13 protein-coding genes are annotated in these 14,724 nt (G+C 63.0%); 9 read left to right on the top strand and 4 right to left on the bottom strand.

Annotated features, from left to right (window positions below):
• Nucleotides 1-148: 148 nt before the first annotated feature.
• Together P3T25_RS42790 and P3T25_RS42785 are read right to left on the bottom strand one after the other, a co-directional pair.
• Nucleotides 149-994 carry an alpha/beta fold hydrolase gene (locus P3T25_RS42790; RefSeq protein ID WP_429363325.1) on the bottom strand — a complete coding sequence of 282 codons (846 nt, stop codon included), beginning with the start codon at nucleotides 992-994 and terminating at the stop codon, nucleotides 149-151.
• Nucleotides 991-2,421 (bottom strand): O-acetylhomoserine aminocarboxypropyltransferase, encoded by a 1,431-nt coding sequence (locus P3T25_RS42785; protein WP_429363323.1) that lies wholly within the window; start codon nucleotides 2,419-2,421, stop codon nucleotides 991-993. The genes P3T25_RS42790 and P3T25_RS42785 overlap by 4 nt, the downstream gene beginning before the upstream one ends.
• A gap of 250 nt (nucleotides 2,422-2,671) precedes the next feature.
• Between P3T25_RS42785 and P3T25_RS42780 the strand changes: the two genes are divergently transcribed.
• The 4 genes from P3T25_RS42780 (at nucleotide 2,672) to P3T25_RS42765 (ending at nucleotide 7,907) form a co-directional block, all read left to right on the top strand.
• On the top strand, nucleotides 2,672-3,136 hold the full coding sequence (locus P3T25_RS42780) for a CBS domain-containing protein (RefSeq protein WP_054042287.1): 465 nt from the start codon (nucleotides 2,672-2,674) through the stop codon (nucleotides 3,134-3,136).
• A gap of 141 nt (nucleotides 3,137-3,277) precedes the next feature.
• Nucleotides 3,278-5,215 (top strand): MFS transporter, encoded by a 1,938-nt coding sequence (locus P3T25_RS42775; RefSeq protein ID WP_429363321.1) that lies wholly within the window; start codon nucleotides 3,278-3,280, stop codon nucleotides 5,213-5,215.
• 70 nt (nucleotides 5,216-5,285) lie between these two features.
• Complete coding sequence (gene aroC, locus P3T25_RS42770) at nucleotides 5,286-6,386, top strand: chorismate synthase (protein WP_429363319.1); 1,101 nt, start codon at nucleotides 5,286-5,288, stop codon at nucleotides 6,384-6,386.
• Between the two features lie 45 nt (nucleotides 6,387-6,431).
• Nucleotides 6,432-7,907, top strand: a complete 1,476-nt coding sequence (locus tag P3T25_RS42765) for a tetratricopeptide repeat protein (RefSeq protein ID WP_429363317.1) — start codon at nucleotides 6,432-6,434, stop codon at nucleotides 7,905-7,907.
• 132 nt (nucleotides 7,908-8,039) lie between these two features.
• Here the strand turns inward: P3T25_RS42765 and P3T25_RS42760 are convergent, their stop codons facing one another.
• A complete protein-coding gene (locus tag P3T25_RS42760) occupies nucleotides 8,040-9,713 on the bottom strand; it encodes an electron transfer flavoprotein-ubiquinone oxidoreductase (RefSeq protein WP_429363315.1) in 1,674 nt (557 codons plus the stop codon).
• A 191-nt stretch (nucleotides 9,714-9,904) separates the two neighbouring features.
• Between P3T25_RS42760 and P3T25_RS42755 the strand changes: the two genes are divergently transcribed.
• On the top strand, nucleotides 9,905-10,681 hold the full coding sequence (locus tag P3T25_RS42755) for an SDR family oxidoreductase (protein WP_154559030.1): 777 nt from the start codon (nucleotides 9,905-9,907) through the stop codon (nucleotides 10,679-10,681).
• A 91-nt stretch (nucleotides 10,682-10,772) separates the two neighbouring features.
• The gene (locus tag P3T25_RS42750; RefSeq protein ID WP_154559031.1) at nucleotides 10,773-11,204 is read left to right on the top strand and encodes an acyl-CoA thioesterase; all 432 of its coding nucleotides are present in this window, start codon (nucleotides 10,773-10,775) and stop codon (nucleotides 11,202-11,204) included.
• Nucleotides 11,205-11,252: 48 nt separating this feature from the next.
• Here the strand turns inward: P3T25_RS42750 and P3T25_RS42745 are convergent, their stop codons facing one another.
• Nucleotides 11,253-11,798, bottom strand: coding sequence for a LuxR C-terminal-related transcriptional regulator (locus P3T25_RS42745; RefSeq protein ID WP_054040426.1), 546 nt, complete (start codon nucleotides 11,796-11,798; stop codon nucleotides 11,253-11,255).
• Between the two features lie 254 nt (nucleotides 11,799-12,052).
• Between P3T25_RS42745 and P3T25_RS42740 the strand changes: the two genes are divergently transcribed.
• From P3T25_RS42740 to P3T25_RS42730, 3 genes are all read left to right on the top strand, one after another.
• Nucleotides 12,053-12,757 (top strand): CoA transferase subunit A, encoded by a 705-nt coding sequence (locus P3T25_RS42740; RefSeq protein ID WP_028200192.1) that lies wholly within the window; start codon nucleotides 12,053-12,055, stop codon nucleotides 12,755-12,757.
• Nucleotides 12,758-12,759: 2 nt separating this feature from the next.
• Nucleotides 12,760-13,401 carry a CoA transferase subunit B gene (locus P3T25_RS42735; protein ID WP_097389913.1) on the top strand — a complete coding sequence of 214 codons (642 nt, stop codon included), beginning with the start codon at nucleotides 12,760-12,762 and terminating at the stop codon, nucleotides 13,399-13,401.
• Between the two features lie 348 nt (nucleotides 13,402-13,749).
• The gene (locus P3T25_RS42730; RefSeq protein ID WP_154559033.1) at nucleotides 13,750-14,661 is read left to right on the top strand and encodes an alpha/beta fold hydrolase; all 912 of its coding nucleotides are present in this window, start codon (nucleotides 13,750-13,752) and stop codon (nucleotides 14,659-14,661) included.
• Nucleotides 14,662-14,724 lie beyond the last annotated feature (63 nt).

Below are 14,724 nucleotides of genomic sequence, written 5' to 3'. Positions count from 1 at the left end.
TTGCTTCGCCGCGCGCGGGCATGCTCGGAACGCGCTCGAAACGGGACAGGCTTGACCCATTGTGCGGCTATCGGACCATGCGCGCAACCAGGCCATTCGGCCGATGGCGCGCCTCCACGTGCCCGGTTATCGTGACGCCTCGCAGTGACTATCGAACGCCGATTGGAACAGCACCTGCGGCCTTTGAGGCGAAGCTGAACAGCGCGTCGAGCGTGGCATCGGGCTGCTCGGTCATCAAGGCATGGCCGGCCTCGAGCGTGACAGTGTCGACCCGTGCGCCGGCTTGGGAGAGCGCGGCAGCGAGCGCTTTGGCCGCACGCGGCGGCGTCATCGCATCGCGCCGGCCCACGATCAGGCGCGTCGGGCAACGGACCTCCGTGGCGCGTGTGAGGCCGTCCGCGTAGCTATTGCAGGCGGTGAAGTCGGTGTGGAACAGGTGCGGCTCGCCGCTGGCCGAGACACGCTCCATCAGCCGCTGGTTCATGCCGTGCAGCCAGAAGCCCGGGCCGGGGCACGACGGCTTGGCGGCGAGCGTCGAATGCGACCATTGATTGACCATGTCGATTGCATCGGGCTCGCGGTGCAGGGCGGCGTCGAGCAAGGTGTCGGAGACAGCCATCGGCACGGCGATGGCGAGCAGCGCCAGGTGCGTTACGCGCTCCGGATAGCGGCCGGCGAAGTCGAGGGCGATCAGCGAGCCCATGCTGTGGCCGGCCAAGAAGGCGCGCTGTACGCCCGCGGCGTCGAGCAGGGCGGCCAGCCAGTCGGCCATTGCGGTCACGGTGGTGAGCGCCGGGCCGGCGCTGCGGCAGTGACCGGGCAGATCGACCGCCAGCACCCCGAAGCCGTGATGGGCGAAGTAACGCGTTTGCAATGCCCACACGCTATGGTCATGCTCGGCGCCGTGGATGAACACCGCGGTCGGCAGGTTGGGGTCGAAGGGTTTGCCGCCGGTGTACGCGTAGGCGGGCTTGCCTTGAACGGTGAGGATCATGCGGACTCCGGGCGGGGTTTGGCGGCATCGGCAGGCGGGACGGATGGGTTGCCGTTTGCCGGAGCAGCGGATGAACTGACGGGGCCGGTTTTTGCCGTGCTTGACGGACTGGATGACCCACTCCCAGGCGCACTCGTCCCGCTCGCTTTCTGCGCGGCTTTCAGTGCGCGTTTGAGGTCGTCGATCAGATCGTCGGGGTCTTCAAGGCCGATCGACAGACGGATCGTACCTTCGGCGATGCCGGCTGCGGCGAGCGCGGCGGCGTCCATGCGGAAGTGCGTCGTCGATGCGGGATGGATGACCAGCGAGCGTGCGTCGCCGACGTTCGCGAGATGGGAGAACAGCGAAAGCGCTTCAATGAAGCTGCGCCCGGCGGCGCGGTCGCCGCGCAGATTGAAGCTGAACACCGCGCCCGCGCCACGCGGCAGCAGACGCTTCGCGAGCGCATAGTCCGGATGCGACGGCAGTTCCGGGTAGGCGACGGCTTCGACGGCAGGGTGTGCGCTCAGGAATTCGACCACCTTGCGCGTATTCGCGACGTGCCGTTCCATGCGCAGCGGCAGCGTCTCGATGCCTTGCAGCAGTTGCCAGGCGGCCTGGGGATGCAGGCACGCGCCGAAGTCGCGCAAGCCCTCGCGGCGTGCGCGCAGGAGGAACGGCGCGACCGTGCTTTCCTCGGCGAACACCATGCCGTGAAAGCCCTCGTACGGTTCGGTAAATTCGGGGAAACGGCCGGAAGCGTTGAAGTCGAAAGTGCCGCCGTCCACGAGTACGCCGCCGATCGTGGTGCCGTGGCCGCCGAGGAATTTGGTCGCCGAGTGATAGACGAAGTCGGCGCCATGCTCGAATGGCTTGAGGAGATAGGGCGTCGTGAAGGTCGAATCGACGAGCAGCGGTACGCGGTGCTCATGCGCGAGCTGCGCCACCGTGGCGATATCGAGCACGTCGAGGCCCGGGTTGCCGAGCGTCTCGCCGAACAGCAGGCGCGTGTTCGGGCGCAGCGCGGCGCGCCACGCGTCGATGTCACCGGGTTTGACAAAGGTCGTCTCGATGCCGAAGCGACGCAGCGTGTAGTGCAGCAGGTTGTGCGAGCCGCCGTACAGCGCGCTGGAGGCGACGATGTGGGAGCCGGCGCCCATCAAGGTGGCGATCGCCAGATGCAGCGCGGCCTGGCCGCTGGCCGTGCCGATCGCGCCCGCGCCGTTTTCCAGCGCGGCAACGCGCTCCTCGAACACGGCCACGGTCGGATTCGAGATGCGCGAATAGACGTGGCCGGCGCGCTCCATATTGAAGAGCGCCGCGGCGTGGTCCGAGTCGCGGAACGAAAACGAGGTAGTCTGGTAAATAGGCGTGGCGCGCGCGCCGGTGGTGGGGTCGGGCGCGGCGCCGGCGTGCAGCGCAAGCGTATCGAAACGGTTGGCGGACATCCTGGGCGGCGAGGCCACGGACGGCCTCGCGAAAGGTGAAAGTGGCGGCCATCCTATCACCGGCATGGATCGCTTCAAGCGCGGTTTTCCCGCGGGTTGGCCAATGTGGGCGCGCTGAACGGCGCCGGGCCGACCTTGCAAACGCCCGTGGCGCCTTGGTGGGCGGGCCGCTTTCCTTTTATGGACCTTTCCGCTAGGATCGAAAGTCATTCAGGCAATATCAGCCTAGCGGGTATCACGGAGACAGATTATGCGAGTCAGCGACATTCTTAAAGTCAAAGGCAACACCCTTTTCACGGTCACGCCGGATACCACGCTGCACGACGCAGTCAATACCATGGCCGAGCACGATATCGGCTCGCTGGTCGTGATGGAATACGGCGACCTCGTCGGCATGCTGACGTTTCGCGAAATTATTCTGACCTTGAGCAAGCATGGCGGCAGCCTCGGTACCTCCACGATCCGCAAGTTGATGGACGACCATCCGCTCACCTGTACGCCCGAAACGGACGTCAACGAGGTTCGCCGCATGATGCTCGAGCATCACGTGCGCTATTTGCCGGTGCTGGAAAGCCGCACGCTGATGGGCGTGATCTCGTTCTACGACGTCGCAAAGGCGGTGGTCGAAGAGCAGGGCTTCGAAAACCGCATGCTCAAGGCCTATATCCGCGACTGGCCGGAAGAACCGCAGGATCAACAACCGGCGCCGCGTTAACTCACGCGCGGTGGCTCACCGCGGCGCTTGCGCCGTTGCCGTGAGTATGAAAATGCGATCAAGGCGCGCGCGAAAGCGTGCGCTTTTTTTGTGCCCGGCCCTTTCCCCTTTGCTGCTCTATTAGCCTGTTCTCAGAACCTCATGAGCGATCGCCCGTTACCTGCCGCCCGCCGTGCCGCCCGCTCCCACGAGACGCACGAGTCCCAGTTCCGCCTGCTCAGCCAGCGCCGCTTCGCGCCGTTTTTCTGGACCCAGTTTCTCGGCGCGATGAACGACAACGTCTTCAAGATCGGCTTCACGTCGCTCGTGACATACCAGGCGGCGCGTTTTTCCGGCGTCGATCCGAAAACCGCGGCGTTCCTGATCTCGGCGATCTTCATTCTGCCGTTCGTGCTGCTGTCGGCCACCTCCGGCCAGATCGCGGACAAGTACGACAAGGCGATGCTCACGCGCTTCGTCAAGAGCTTCGAAATCGTCGTGATGCTGATCGGCGGCACGGGTTTCTGGCTGCATAGCGCGCCGTTGCTGTATCTGTGCACGTTTCTGATGGGCGTCCATTCGACCGTGTTCGGACCGGTCAAGTATTCGTATTTGCCGCAGCATCTGTCGAAGTCGGAACTGGTCGGCGGTAACGGCATGGTCGAGATGGGCACCTTCGTCGCGATTCTGATCGGTACGATCGTCGGCGGCGTGGGCGCGGGTTTCGTCGAGCATGGCGCGGTGGTGCTGGCCTGCGCCTGTGTCGGGATTGCGCTGGTGGGGCGGCTGGTGTCGAACTTCGTGCCTGTCACGGCGGCGCCGCAGCCCGACCTGCGCGTCAACTGGAATCCGGTCAGCGAGACGTGGCGCAACCTGAAGCTCGCGCGCGAAAACCGGACGGTGTTTCTGAGCCTCTTGGGGATTTCCTGGCTGTGGTTCGTCGGTGCGACTTTTCTGTCTTCGTTTTTCAGCTTTGCGAAAAACGTGCTGTCCGCCGATCCGGACGTGGTGACCGTGCTGCTCGGCACGTTCTCGATCGGCATCGGCCTCGGTTCGCTGATGTGCGAAAAGCTTTCGAAGCGGCGCATCGAAATCGGCCTCGTGCCGCTCGGCTCGATCGGCATGAGCGTGTTCGCGATTGATCTGTTCTTCGCGAGCCATGCGTTGCCGGCCGCCGGGCATCTGCTGAGCGTCGGCGAATTCCTCGTGCGGCCCGCCCATTGGCGCGTGCTGGCCGATCTGTTCCTGCTGGCCATGTTCGGCGGCTTCTATAGCGTGCCGCTCTATGCGCTGATCCAGAGCCGCAGCCAGCCGACCCACCGCGCGCGCATCATCGCCGCGAACAATATTCTGAATTCGCTGTTCATGATCGTCTCGGCGCTGATGGCAATGGGACTGACCGCGGCGGGCTTCAGTATTCCGGCGATTTTCCTCGTCACCGCGCTGCTGAACATTGTCGTCGCGACGTACATTTATTCGCTTGTGCCTGAGTTTTTGCTGCGCTTTATCGCCTGGGTGCTGGTGCATACCTTCTACCGGATTCGCCTCGTGCATGCCGAACGGATTCCGGAAGAGGGCGCGGCTGTGCTGGTGTGCAACCACGTGAGCTTCGTCGACGCGATTGTCATCATGGCCGAGAGCCCGCGGCCGATCCGCTTCGTGATGGACCATCAGATCTTCAAGTCGCCGTTTGCCGGTTGGGTGTTCCGCCATGCGAAGGCTATTCCGATTGCGCCTGCCCATCAGGATCCTGAGCTGCTGACGCGCGCCTACGAGCGCTGCGCAGAGGCGCTCGCCGAGGGCGATCTGGTCTGCATCTTCCCGGAAGGCAAGCTGACGAAGACCGGTGAGATGAATCCGTTCCGCCACGGCGTGACCGAGATCATTCGCCGCACGCCGGCGCCGGTGATACCGATGGCGCTGCGCGGGCTGTGGGGCAGCGTGTTTTCACGCGCCAACGACGCGCGTTGGCCGCGACCGATTCAGAAGGGCGTGATGAGCCGGCTGACGCTGGCGGTGGGTGAGCCGATCGATCCGGCCGAGGCGACGCCTGAGGTGCTGCAGCAGATCGTCACCGAGTTGCGCGGGGCGCGGAAGTAGGGCGGCCGGGACCTAGCCTCTTCAGGGCTGGCATAATAGTGCTTTCCCCGCATTTCTTTGGACGACGCCCATGTCCGGCAACACGCTCGGTACGCTTTTCACTGTCACGACCTTCGGCGAATCGCACGGCCCCGCGATCGGCTGCGTGATCGACGGCTGCCCGCCGGGCATGGCGCTTAGCGAAGCCGACATCCAGCTCGAACTCGATCGCCGCAAACCCGGCACGTCGCGCCATGTCACGCAGCGCCAGGAAGAAGACAAGGTCGAGATCCTGTCGGGCGTGTTCGAAGGCCAGACCACCGGCGCGCCGATCGCGCTGCTGATCCGCAATACGGACCAGCGCAGCAAGGACTACGGCAACATCGCCGACACCTTCCGTCCCGGTCACGCCGACTACACCTACTGGCAGAAATACGGCATTCGCGACTATCGCGGCGGCGGCCGTTCGTCGGCCCGTCTGACCGCACCTACGGTAGCGGCCGGCGCGGTTGCGAAGAAATGGCTGCGTGAAAAATTCGGTGCCGAGATCCGCGGCTACATGGCGGCGCTCGGAGAGATCGACGTGCCCTTCGTCGACTGGTCGCATGTGCGTGAGAACCCGTTCTTCGTGCCGAACGCGGAGATCGTGCCGGAATTGGAAGCATATATGGACGCCTTGCGTAAAGACGGCGACTCGATCGGCGCACGCATCAACGTCGTGGCTTCCGGCGTGCCGGTTGGGCTCGGCGAGCCGTTGTTCGACCGCCTTGACGCGGACATCGCGCACGCCATGATGGGCATCAATGCGGTGAAGGGTGTCGAGATCGGCGCGGGCTTCGCCAGCGTCGCGCAACGCGGTTCGGTGCACGGCGACGAATTGACGCCGGAAGGCTTCGTCGGCAATCACGCGGGTGGTGTGCTCGGTGGTATTTCGACCGGACAGGACATCACGGTGTCGATCGCGATCAAGCCGACTTCGAGCATCCGTACACCGCGCCGCTCGATCGACAAGGCGGGGCAGCCCGTTGTCGTCGAAACGTTCGGGCGTCATGACCCGTGCGTCGGCATCCGTGCCACGCCGATCGCCGAATCCATGCTCGCGCTGGTGCTGATCGACCATGCGTTGCGCCACCGTGCGCAATGCGGCGATGTCGCCGTCAGCACGCCGAAGATTGCGGCGAGCGCGCCGTAAAGAGCGCTCTCTGAGCGTCCTCGTATTGCGTGCGGCCTCGTCTCAATGACCGATACGAACACCGGGCCGGCCGATAGCCAACTCGCGGACCTGCGCGCGCGTGCCGCCGCGCCGCACGCTGGCGTCGCGGACTGCCTCGCATTCGGACTTTCGTTGCTGGAACGCGCCGGTCGCGACAAGGCTCTTCGGCGCGAGGCGCTCGCGGCGCTGGTGCGCGCTTACCAGCTTGATCCCTCCTGCGAACCTACGCTCCTTCACACCATCGCGCAGACGGCCTTCATCGTGCGCGACTGGTCGCTCGTCGACTCCGCCACGGCGCTGCTGCTCGCGCAAAACGCCGAAGACGCCAACGCGCTGATCTGGCGTGCGGCAGCCGTGCAACAACGCAACGACTTCGACATGGCCGAGCGGCTACTGCGCGAAGCGGTACGTGTCGTGCCCGGCAACCCGGTGGCGCTTCACAAGCTCGCGTTGTGCATCAAGGAGCAGGCGCGGCTGGCTGAAGCGGAAGCATTGCTCAGGCAAGTGCTGGCGTTGTCGCCGGATAACATGCATGCGCTGTTCGATCTGTCGGAACTCGAAATCCGCACGGGACGTTTCGCCGAAGGCTGGGCGCATTACGAGTCGCGCGTCGCGTTCGGCGACGATTTGAATAACGCGCAGCATGCGCTCGCTGCGATCAGCGCGCATTGGCAGGGCGAATCGCTGCAAGGCAAAACGCTGGTCGTGTACGGCGAGCAAGGTAACGGCGACTGCCTTTGGGCGGTGCGCTTTCTGCCGCTGCTGGCCGAGCGGGCGCGACGCGAAGGCGGCCGGGTGATTTTCGGTCACGACGGGCCGTTGCGGCATCTATTCGAACGGATGCTGCCTGCTGACTTGCCGCTCGAAACGAGTCTTGAAACGCGGCCGGATTTCCATTGCGGGTTGATGAGCTTGCCGCTGCGGCTTGGCGTCTTCGATGCAACAGGGTGGGGCGCGCCGTATCTGAGCGCCGAGCCCGCGCGCATGCAGGCATGGCGCGAGCGGGTTGATGCGCACACGGCCGGCAAGCCGGGCAATCGCAACGTCGGTTTAGTGTGGAACGGGAATCCTGAGCATATCCGCGATATGCGGCGGTCGGTGCCTGTCGAGCAACTCGAGCCGCTATTGAGCGTGCCGGGCGTGACCTGGTTTGCGTTGTCGCCTGGACGCAGCGAGACGGTCGCACAGTGGCGGGCCAAGGGGCTCGATGTTGTCGACCTGACCCACCATTTTCAATCCGGATTCGACGACGTCGCTGCGCTACTGGCGAATCTGGATCTGGTCGTCACGATTGATAGCGGACCCGCGCATCTGGCGGGGGCGCTCGGTGTGCCGACGAGTTTGATGATCGACCATGTGTCGGCATGGTTTTGGGGCGACGAATCGGGCACCACGGCCTGGTACGATTCTATTGAGCTCTTCCGACAGCCTGAGATTGGCGCGTGGGCGCCGGTGCTGGCTAAAGTGCGAGAGCGGATTGAAATGATGCGGGGCGTTTGAGCTTGTTGCTTTGCGGCGACGCTGGCAGTACGTATGCAATGGATGCCGCTTTGTTTTTACCTGCGCGGAGCTTGTTTGCCTGCATGCCGTGCGCGGACAAACAAGCTCCGCGCACGGCAAACAAACACCGAATCACATATTCGGATAGTTCGGACCGCCGCCACCCTCAGGCGTCACCCAGACGATGTTCTGGGTCGGGTCCTTGATATCGCAGGTCTTGCAATGCACGCAGTTCTGAGCGTTGATCACGAGACGCTCGCTGCCGTCGTCGTTCTTTACGAACTCATACACCGCGGCCGGGCAGTAGCGTGACTCCGGACCGGCATAGGTCTGCCAGTTCACATTCACCGGCACCGAAGGGTCCTTCAGCGTCAGGTGAGCCGGCTGATTTTCTTCGTGGTTGGTGTTCGAAATGAACACTGAAGACAAACGGTCGAACGTCAGCTTCCCATCCGGCTTCGGATACGTGATCTGCTTGCACTGCGACGCAGGTTTCAGCATCTCGTGATCGGAATGCTGGTGATGCAGCGTCCAGGGCACGTTGCCGCCTAACAGCTTCTGCTCGATGCCGACCATCAGCGTGCCGAGGAACAGGCCCTTGCTCATCCACTGCTTGAAGTTGCGCGCACGATGCAGTTCCGTGTGCAGCCACGAGGTCTTGAACGACTCCGGATACGCTGTCAGTTCATCGCTGGTGCGGCCTGCCTGCACGGCTTCAAAAGCAGCCTCAGCCGCCAGCATGCCCGTCTTGATCGCCGCGTGCGAACCCTTGATCCGCGACGCGTTCAGGAAGCCCGCATCGTCGCCCACCAGCGCGCCACCCGGGAACACCAGCTTCGGCAGCGACAGCAGGCCGCCCGCGGTGATCGCCCGCGCGCCGTACGACACCCGCTTGCCGCCTTCCAGAATCGCACGGATCGCAGGATGCGTCTTGTAGCGCTGGAATTCCTCGAACGGCGACAGGTACGGATTCGTGTAGCCGAGGCCGACCACAAAGCCCACCACCACCTGGTTGTTGTCCATGTGATAGAGGAACGAGCCGCCGTACGTGTCGTTCTCCAGCGGCCAGCCGGCGGTGTGCATCACCAGACCCGGCTGGTGCTTCGCCGGATCGATTTCCCACAGTTCCTTGATGCCGATACCGTAGACCTGCGGATCGACGCCTTCACGCAGCTTGAACTTGTCGTTCAGTTGACGGCCGAGGTGCCCACGCGCGCCTTCGCAGAAGAGCGTGTACTTTGCGTGCAGCTCCATGCCGAGCTGGAAGTTCTCGGTCGGCTCGCCGTCCTTGCCGATCCCCAGATTGCCGGTCGCGACGCCTTTAACCGAGCCATCGTCGTTGTAGAGGATTTCCGCAGCCGGAAAACCCGGGAAAATCTCTACACCGAGCGCTTCAGCCTGCTGACCCAGCCAGCGCGTGACATTCGCGAGGCTGATCACGTAGTTGCCGTGATTCTTGAAGTTGTCCGGCAGCGCCCAGGTCGGCACGCTCTTCGAGCCGGTTTCCGTCAGGAACAGGAATTTGTCTTCGGTCACGTCCACCGTCAGCGGCGCGCCTTTTTCCTTCCAGTCCGGGATCAGTTCGGTGATGGCGCGCGGATCCATCACCGCGCCCGACAGGATATGAGCCCCGATCTCCGAGCCTTTTTCCAGTACGCACACGCCAAGCTCGACGCCTTTTTCCGCCGCCAGCTGCTTCAGGCGGATCGCCGCGGACAGGCCAGCCGGGCCGCCGCCGACGATCACGACGTCGTATTCCATCGACTCGCGTGGACCGTATTGCTCAATGAGACTTGCGGGGGTCATTGATGCTCCTCTTCTTACCGTTAGAATGCTTTTTTCGGGATCGTATTGTGGGCGATGGTCTCCGCCACTGCAACCAGATGAGCAGAGATTAGCACGATCGTTCTATTTCTGTGATACGGTATGACCCGCAGTGATGGTCTTACCGCACCTGTCAACCGCGTCTGTAACAACAACCGAATAAGGGAACGACAATGGGCCGTTCGATCAATCTGGAAGGCAAGGTCGCGCTGATCACCGGCGCCTCGAGCGGGTTGGGGAAGCGCTTTGCTCAAGTATTGTCGCAGGCTGGCGCCAAGGTCGTGTTGGCAAGCCGCCGCACCGAGCGCCTGAAGGAGTTGCGCGCCGAGATCGAAGCCTCCGGTGGCGCGGCGCACGTCGTCTCGCTCGACGTCACGGATTATCAAAGCATCAAGTCAGCCGTTGCTCACGCGGAAACCGAGGCGGGCACGATCGACATTCTGGTGAACAATTCTGGTGTGTCGACCACGCAGAAGCTTACAGAAGTCACGCCGGCCGACTTCGAATACGTGTTCGACACTAACACGCGCGGCGCTTTCTTTGTCGCTCAGGAAGTCGCCAAGCGCATGATCATGCGTGGCAATAGTGCGCAGAAGCCGTCATACCGGATCATCAATATCGCGTCGATGGCGGGCCTGCGGGTGTTGCCGCAGATCGGCCTGTACTCGATGAGCAAGGCCGCCGTCGTCCATATGACGAAAGCCATGGCGCTGGAGTGGGGCAAGCACGGCATCAACGTGAACGCCATCTGCCCGGGCTATATCGATACCGAGATCAACCATCATCACTGGTCGACTGAGCAGGGGCAGAAGCTGGTCTCGCTGCTGCCGCGTCATCGTGTCGGCAAGCCGGAGGATCTGGACGGGCTGTTGCTGCTGCTGGCGGCCGACGAATCGCAGTTCATCAACGGCTCGGTGATTGCCGCCGACGATGGGTTCGCTCTCGTCTGAACGCGGCTTTGGGCGGCCGTTCCTTGTTTGCCACGTTTACCCCGGCCCACGCGCCGGTTTCACCCTCGTTTCAACCCGTTAAAGAAGTACGATGAGCGATTTTCACGCAGTTTTTGAGATGTCGATGCCGATCCGCTGGGGCGACATGGACGCATTCGGCCATGTGAACAACACGGTCTATTTCCGGTACATGGAGCAGGTGCGGATTTCCTGGTTCGAACAACTGGGTCTGGCCGGCAGCAACGCCGACGGGCAAGGGCCGGTGATCGTCAATGCGTCGATGGAGTTTCTCAAGCAGTTGCACTATCCGGGCGACGTGATCGGCCGGATGTCCGTGGCCATGCCCGGGCGCAGCAGTTTCGACACGGCATTCGAGCTCGTGCGCGCCGATGATCCGAACACCGTCTATGCGCGCGGTGCTGCGCGCTGCGTGTGGATCGACTACGCCGCGGGCAAGTCGGTACCGGTTCCGGATATGCTGCGCGCGACCATCGAGAGCGCGGCGCTGGTCAAGGCGGCTTAATATCCCGGCGCCTCCTCAGCGCCTCCTCAGCGCCTTCTCAGCGCCTTCTCAATGCCCGAGCAAGCGCTGCAACAGCTCGGTTGCATTCCCCGTATCGTATTTGCGCATCAGCCGCGCGCGGTAGACATCGACCGTGCGCGGGCTGATATCCAGCGCCCGTCCGATCTGCTTGCTGGTTTTGCCCGTCACCAGTTGCGCGGCGATTTCCCGTTCGCGCGGCGTTAACTCGACCGCCACGCGCCGTGTCGCGCTCAAATCCTCGAAAGTCCACACACCGGCTGCGTGCGGGTCCATGCGTTGCTGCGCGCGGCCCGTCACGTGGCACCAGAACAATTCCCCGTTGGCCCGCTTCATGATGCGGTCGTCCGCGTAACTGCCTTGCGCGGTCATGATCGGCGGAATCCGCGCGCCGATCCGCTCGAATTCGTCCGTCGACGGATACAGCACCTGGAACGACTGGCCGAGCAGCGCCTCGCGCGTGCAGCCGAATATCGACGCCAGCTCGTCGTTGCAGTCTTCGATGATCCGTTCGCGTGACAGCACGAGTCCGATCGGGGCGAGGTGAAACGCGGTTTGGTAATCCAGTGCGGGCATGGGCTGGCGGCAAGTACTTATGTATTTTTGCGTATTGTGCCGCATGGCGCGCCCAGCGTACTCTTTCGGGCACATGACAACGCGGCGAAACCGTTCGTGGCGGGCATTGGCGCAAGTGATCAGGCAATCCTGACAGTCTGAGCGCAAAGCCGGCCACGGATGACTAGAATGACGTGTCGGGCTTGCGCCCGCTAAGCGTCATATCGAAGTCGCAATGATCCGGTTTCGGATTTCCATAAAGGAAGGGACAAACGATGAACAAGGTCTATCCAGGCGCGGCTGAAGCGCTGAAAGACATCGTCAAGGACGGGCAGACGTTTGCCGTCGGTGGTTTCGGGCTGTGCGGCATTCCGGAAGCGCTGATCGGCGCGCTGCGCGATTCGAAGGTGCAGGGCATCACCTGCATCAGCAACAATGCGGGTGTCGACGGTTTCGGCCTCGGTTTGCTGCTCGAAACGCGCCAGGTCAAGAAGATGATTTCTTCGTACGTGGGCGAGAACAAGGAGTTCGAACGCCAATATCTCGCCGGCGAACTCGAGCTCGAATTCACGCCGCAAGGCACGCTCGCCGAGAAGCTGCGCGCCGGTGGCTCGGGCATTCCGGCCTTCTTCACGAACACCGGCTACGGCACGCTGATCGCCGAAGGCAAGGAAACCCGCCAGTTCGGCGAAAACCATTACGTGCTCGAACATTCACTGACGGCCGACGTCGCTTTGGTCAAGGCATGGAAAGCCGATAAATCGGGCAACCTGATCTATCGCCGCACCGCGCGTAACTTCAACCCGATGTGCGCGATGGCCGGCAAGATTACCGTCGCGGAAGTCGAGGAAATCGTTGAAGTAGGCGAACTCGATCCGGACGCGATCCACACGCCGGGCATTTTCGTGCAGCGCATTGTACTCAATGCGCATCCGGAAAAACGCATCGAACAACGCGTCGTCCGCGCGAAAGGAGACTGATCATGGCATGGACTCGTGACGAAATGGCCGCACGCGCGGCGAAGGAATTGCAGGACGGCTTCTACGTGAACCTCGGCATCGGCTTGCCAACGCTGGTGGCGAACCACGTGCCGGCTGGCGTCGAAGTGTGGCTGCAGTCGGAAAACGGCCTGCTCGGCATTGGCCCGTCGCCGACCGAAGAAGAAGTGGATGCCGACCTGATCAACGCCGGCAAGCAGACGGTGACCACGCTGCCGGGTTCGTCGATTTTCTCGTCGGCGGATTCGTTCGCGATGATTCGCGGCGGCCACATCAATCTGGCGATTCTGGGCGCGATGCAGATCAGCAAGAAGGGCGATCTGGCCAACTGGATGATTCCGGGCAAGATGATCAAGGGCATGGGCGGCGCGATGGATCTGGTCGCAGGCGTCAAGCGCGTGGTCGTGCTGATGGAGCATGTCGCGAAGGGCGACCAGCACAAGATCCTCGAAGAATGCACGTTGCCGCTGACGGGCGTGGGCGTGGTCGATCAGATCATCACCGATCTCGGCGTGATCGAAGTGACGGAAGACGGTCTGAAGGTGACTGAGCTGGCGCCGGGCGTCAGCGTCGAGGAGATCCAGACGAAGACGGGCGCGCCGCTGGATGTGAGCGCGGTGAGCTGAATGGTGGTGTGAGCCGCCCGCATCGGTCTTTGTGACGGTAGTTGGTGGCATCGCAAGTTGCCTTGTGGGTCGTGGGCGGCTTACGAAGCGAATTGAAGCGAGGTTGTAAGTGGGCGAGGCGCGAGTCTCGCCCGTTTTGTTTTGGTGCTGTCCTTTCGTGCCGTTTTGCGCTGCCCGCATCGGGACGCCTGCGCTGCGGCTTTGACCCTGGGGCATCTTGGTCACTCTTAGGCCGTTTGGCCGATCCTTGCCGTGCGGCAAAGCGGTTTACAATCGTTTGAAGATTCGACGTTCATTTCCCGCCGCTTGGTCTGCGTCGAGCCCATGGCGCTTTTGCAAGGAACCCAGATGACCGAGACGTCCGCTTCCACCGCCGAGCGGCCCGCGCCGCGCCAACGTTATGTGCAGTGCGCGAGCGCCGGTGGCCTGCACCGGATCGCCTACACCGAGTGGGGCGACCCCGCTAATCCACGTGTGCTGCTGTGCGTGCACGGCTTGACGCGCTCGGGGCGCGATTTCGACCGCCTCGCGGCGGAATTCGCCGGCACTTACCGCGTGGTGTGTCCGGATGTGGCGGGGCGGGGCTTGTCTTCGTGGCTCGCGAACCCCAACTTCTATAGCATCCCGCAGTACGTCGCCGACATGGTTACGCTGATCGCGCGCCTGAACGTCGAAACGGTCGACTGGTTCGGTACCTCGATGGGCGGTCTGATCGGGCTCGCGCTGGCCGGCCTGCCGGGAACGCCGATTCGTAAAATGCTGCTGAACGACGTCGGGCCGCATCTGGAGCCGGTGGCCGTAGAGCGCATCGGCGATTACCTCGGCAAGCCCGTGCGTTTCGAAACGCTGCAGCAGGGCATCGATTACGCAGCGTTGCTTGCGCAAACTTTCGGTCCGCTCACACCAGAGGAATGGCGCGAGATCAATACGCCGCTTTTGCACGAGCAGGACGGCGCGTGGTTGTTCCGCTACGACCCGCGAATCGCACAGCCGTTTACCGCGACAACCGAAGAAGCGGCCAAACTCGGCGAGGCCGCGTTGTGGCATTCGCTGGCTGCGTTTCAGGGGCCGGTGCTGGTGGTGCGAGGCGAGCAATCGGATCTGCTCTCGCGTGAGACCGTCGCCAAGATGGTCGAGACAGGGCGCGCTGTATCCAGCGCGGAAATCTCGGGCGTCGGGCATGCGCCGGCGTTTCTGTCGGCTGATCAGATCGACCTCGCGAGGCAGTTCTTTATCGGGCCGGCCGCTGACGCGTCATAATGTAGGGTTCCGCGCGGCGTCCTTTATTGGGAGCAATGCGCGGGAGCAATGCGGAACGCATCT

The sequence above is a fragment of the Paraburkholderia sp. GAS32 genome (genome assembly GCF_050434225.1).
Taxonomy (GTDB): Bacteria; Pseudomonadota; Gammaproteobacteria; order Burkholderiales; family Burkholderiaceae; genus Paraburkholderia; species Paraburkholderia madseniana.
Note: the sequence above shows the minus strand (reverse complement) of the source record. Positions and strands in the feature narration are given on the sequence as shown.

What these genes read in the sequence shown, in the direction of transcription:
- P3T25_RS42790 (WP_429363325.1), bottom strand. Translation starts at nt 994, where the DNA reads ATGATCCTCACCGTTCAAGGCAAGCCCGCCTACGCGTACACCGGCGGC.
- P3T25_RS42785 (WP_429363323.1), bottom strand. Translation starts at nt 2,421, where the DNA reads ATGTCCGCCAACCGTTTCGATACGCTTGCGCTGCACGCCGGCGCCGCG.
- P3T25_RS42780 (WP_054042287.1), top strand. Translation starts at nt 2,672, where the DNA reads ATGCGAGTCAGCGACATTCTTAAAGTCAAAGGCAACACCCTTTTCACG.
- P3T25_RS42775 (WP_429363321.1), top strand. Translation starts at nt 3,278, where the DNA reads ATGAGCGATCGCCCGTTACCTGCCGCCCGCCGTGCCGCCCGCTCCCAC.
- aroC (WP_429363319.1), top strand. Translation starts at nt 5,286, where the DNA reads ATGTCCGGCAACACGCTCGGTACGCTTTTCACTGTCACGACCTTCGGC.
- P3T25_RS42765 (WP_429363317.1), top strand. Translation starts at nt 6,432, where the DNA reads ATGACCGATACGAACACCGGGCCGGCCGATAGCCAACTCGCGGACCTG.
- P3T25_RS42760 (WP_429363315.1), bottom strand. Translation starts at nt 9,713, where the DNA reads ATGACCCCCGCAAGTCTCATTGAGCAATACGGTCCACGCGAGTCGATG.
- P3T25_RS42755 (WP_154559030.1), top strand. Translation starts at nt 9,905, where the DNA reads ATGGGCCGTTCGATCAATCTGGAAGGCAAGGTCGCGCTGATCACCGGC.
- P3T25_RS42750 (WP_154559031.1), top strand. Translation starts at nt 10,773, where the DNA reads ATGAGCGATTTTCACGCAGTTTTTGAGATGTCGATGCCGATCCGCTGG.
- P3T25_RS42745 (WP_054040426.1), bottom strand. Translation starts at nt 11,798, where the DNA reads ATGCCCGCACTGGATTACCAAACCGCGTTTCACCTCGCCCCGATCGGA.
- P3T25_RS42740 (WP_028200192.1), top strand. Translation starts at nt 12,053, where the DNA reads ATGAACAAGGTCTATCCAGGCGCGGCTGAAGCGCTGAAAGACATCGTC.
- P3T25_RS42735 (WP_097389913.1), top strand. Translation starts at nt 12,760, where the DNA reads ATGGCATGGACTCGTGACGAAATGGCCGCACGCGCGGCGAAGGAATTG.
- P3T25_RS42730 (WP_154559033.1), top strand. Translation starts at nt 13,750, where the DNA reads ATGACCGAGACGTCCGCTTCCACCGCCGAGCGGCCCGCGCCGCGCCAA.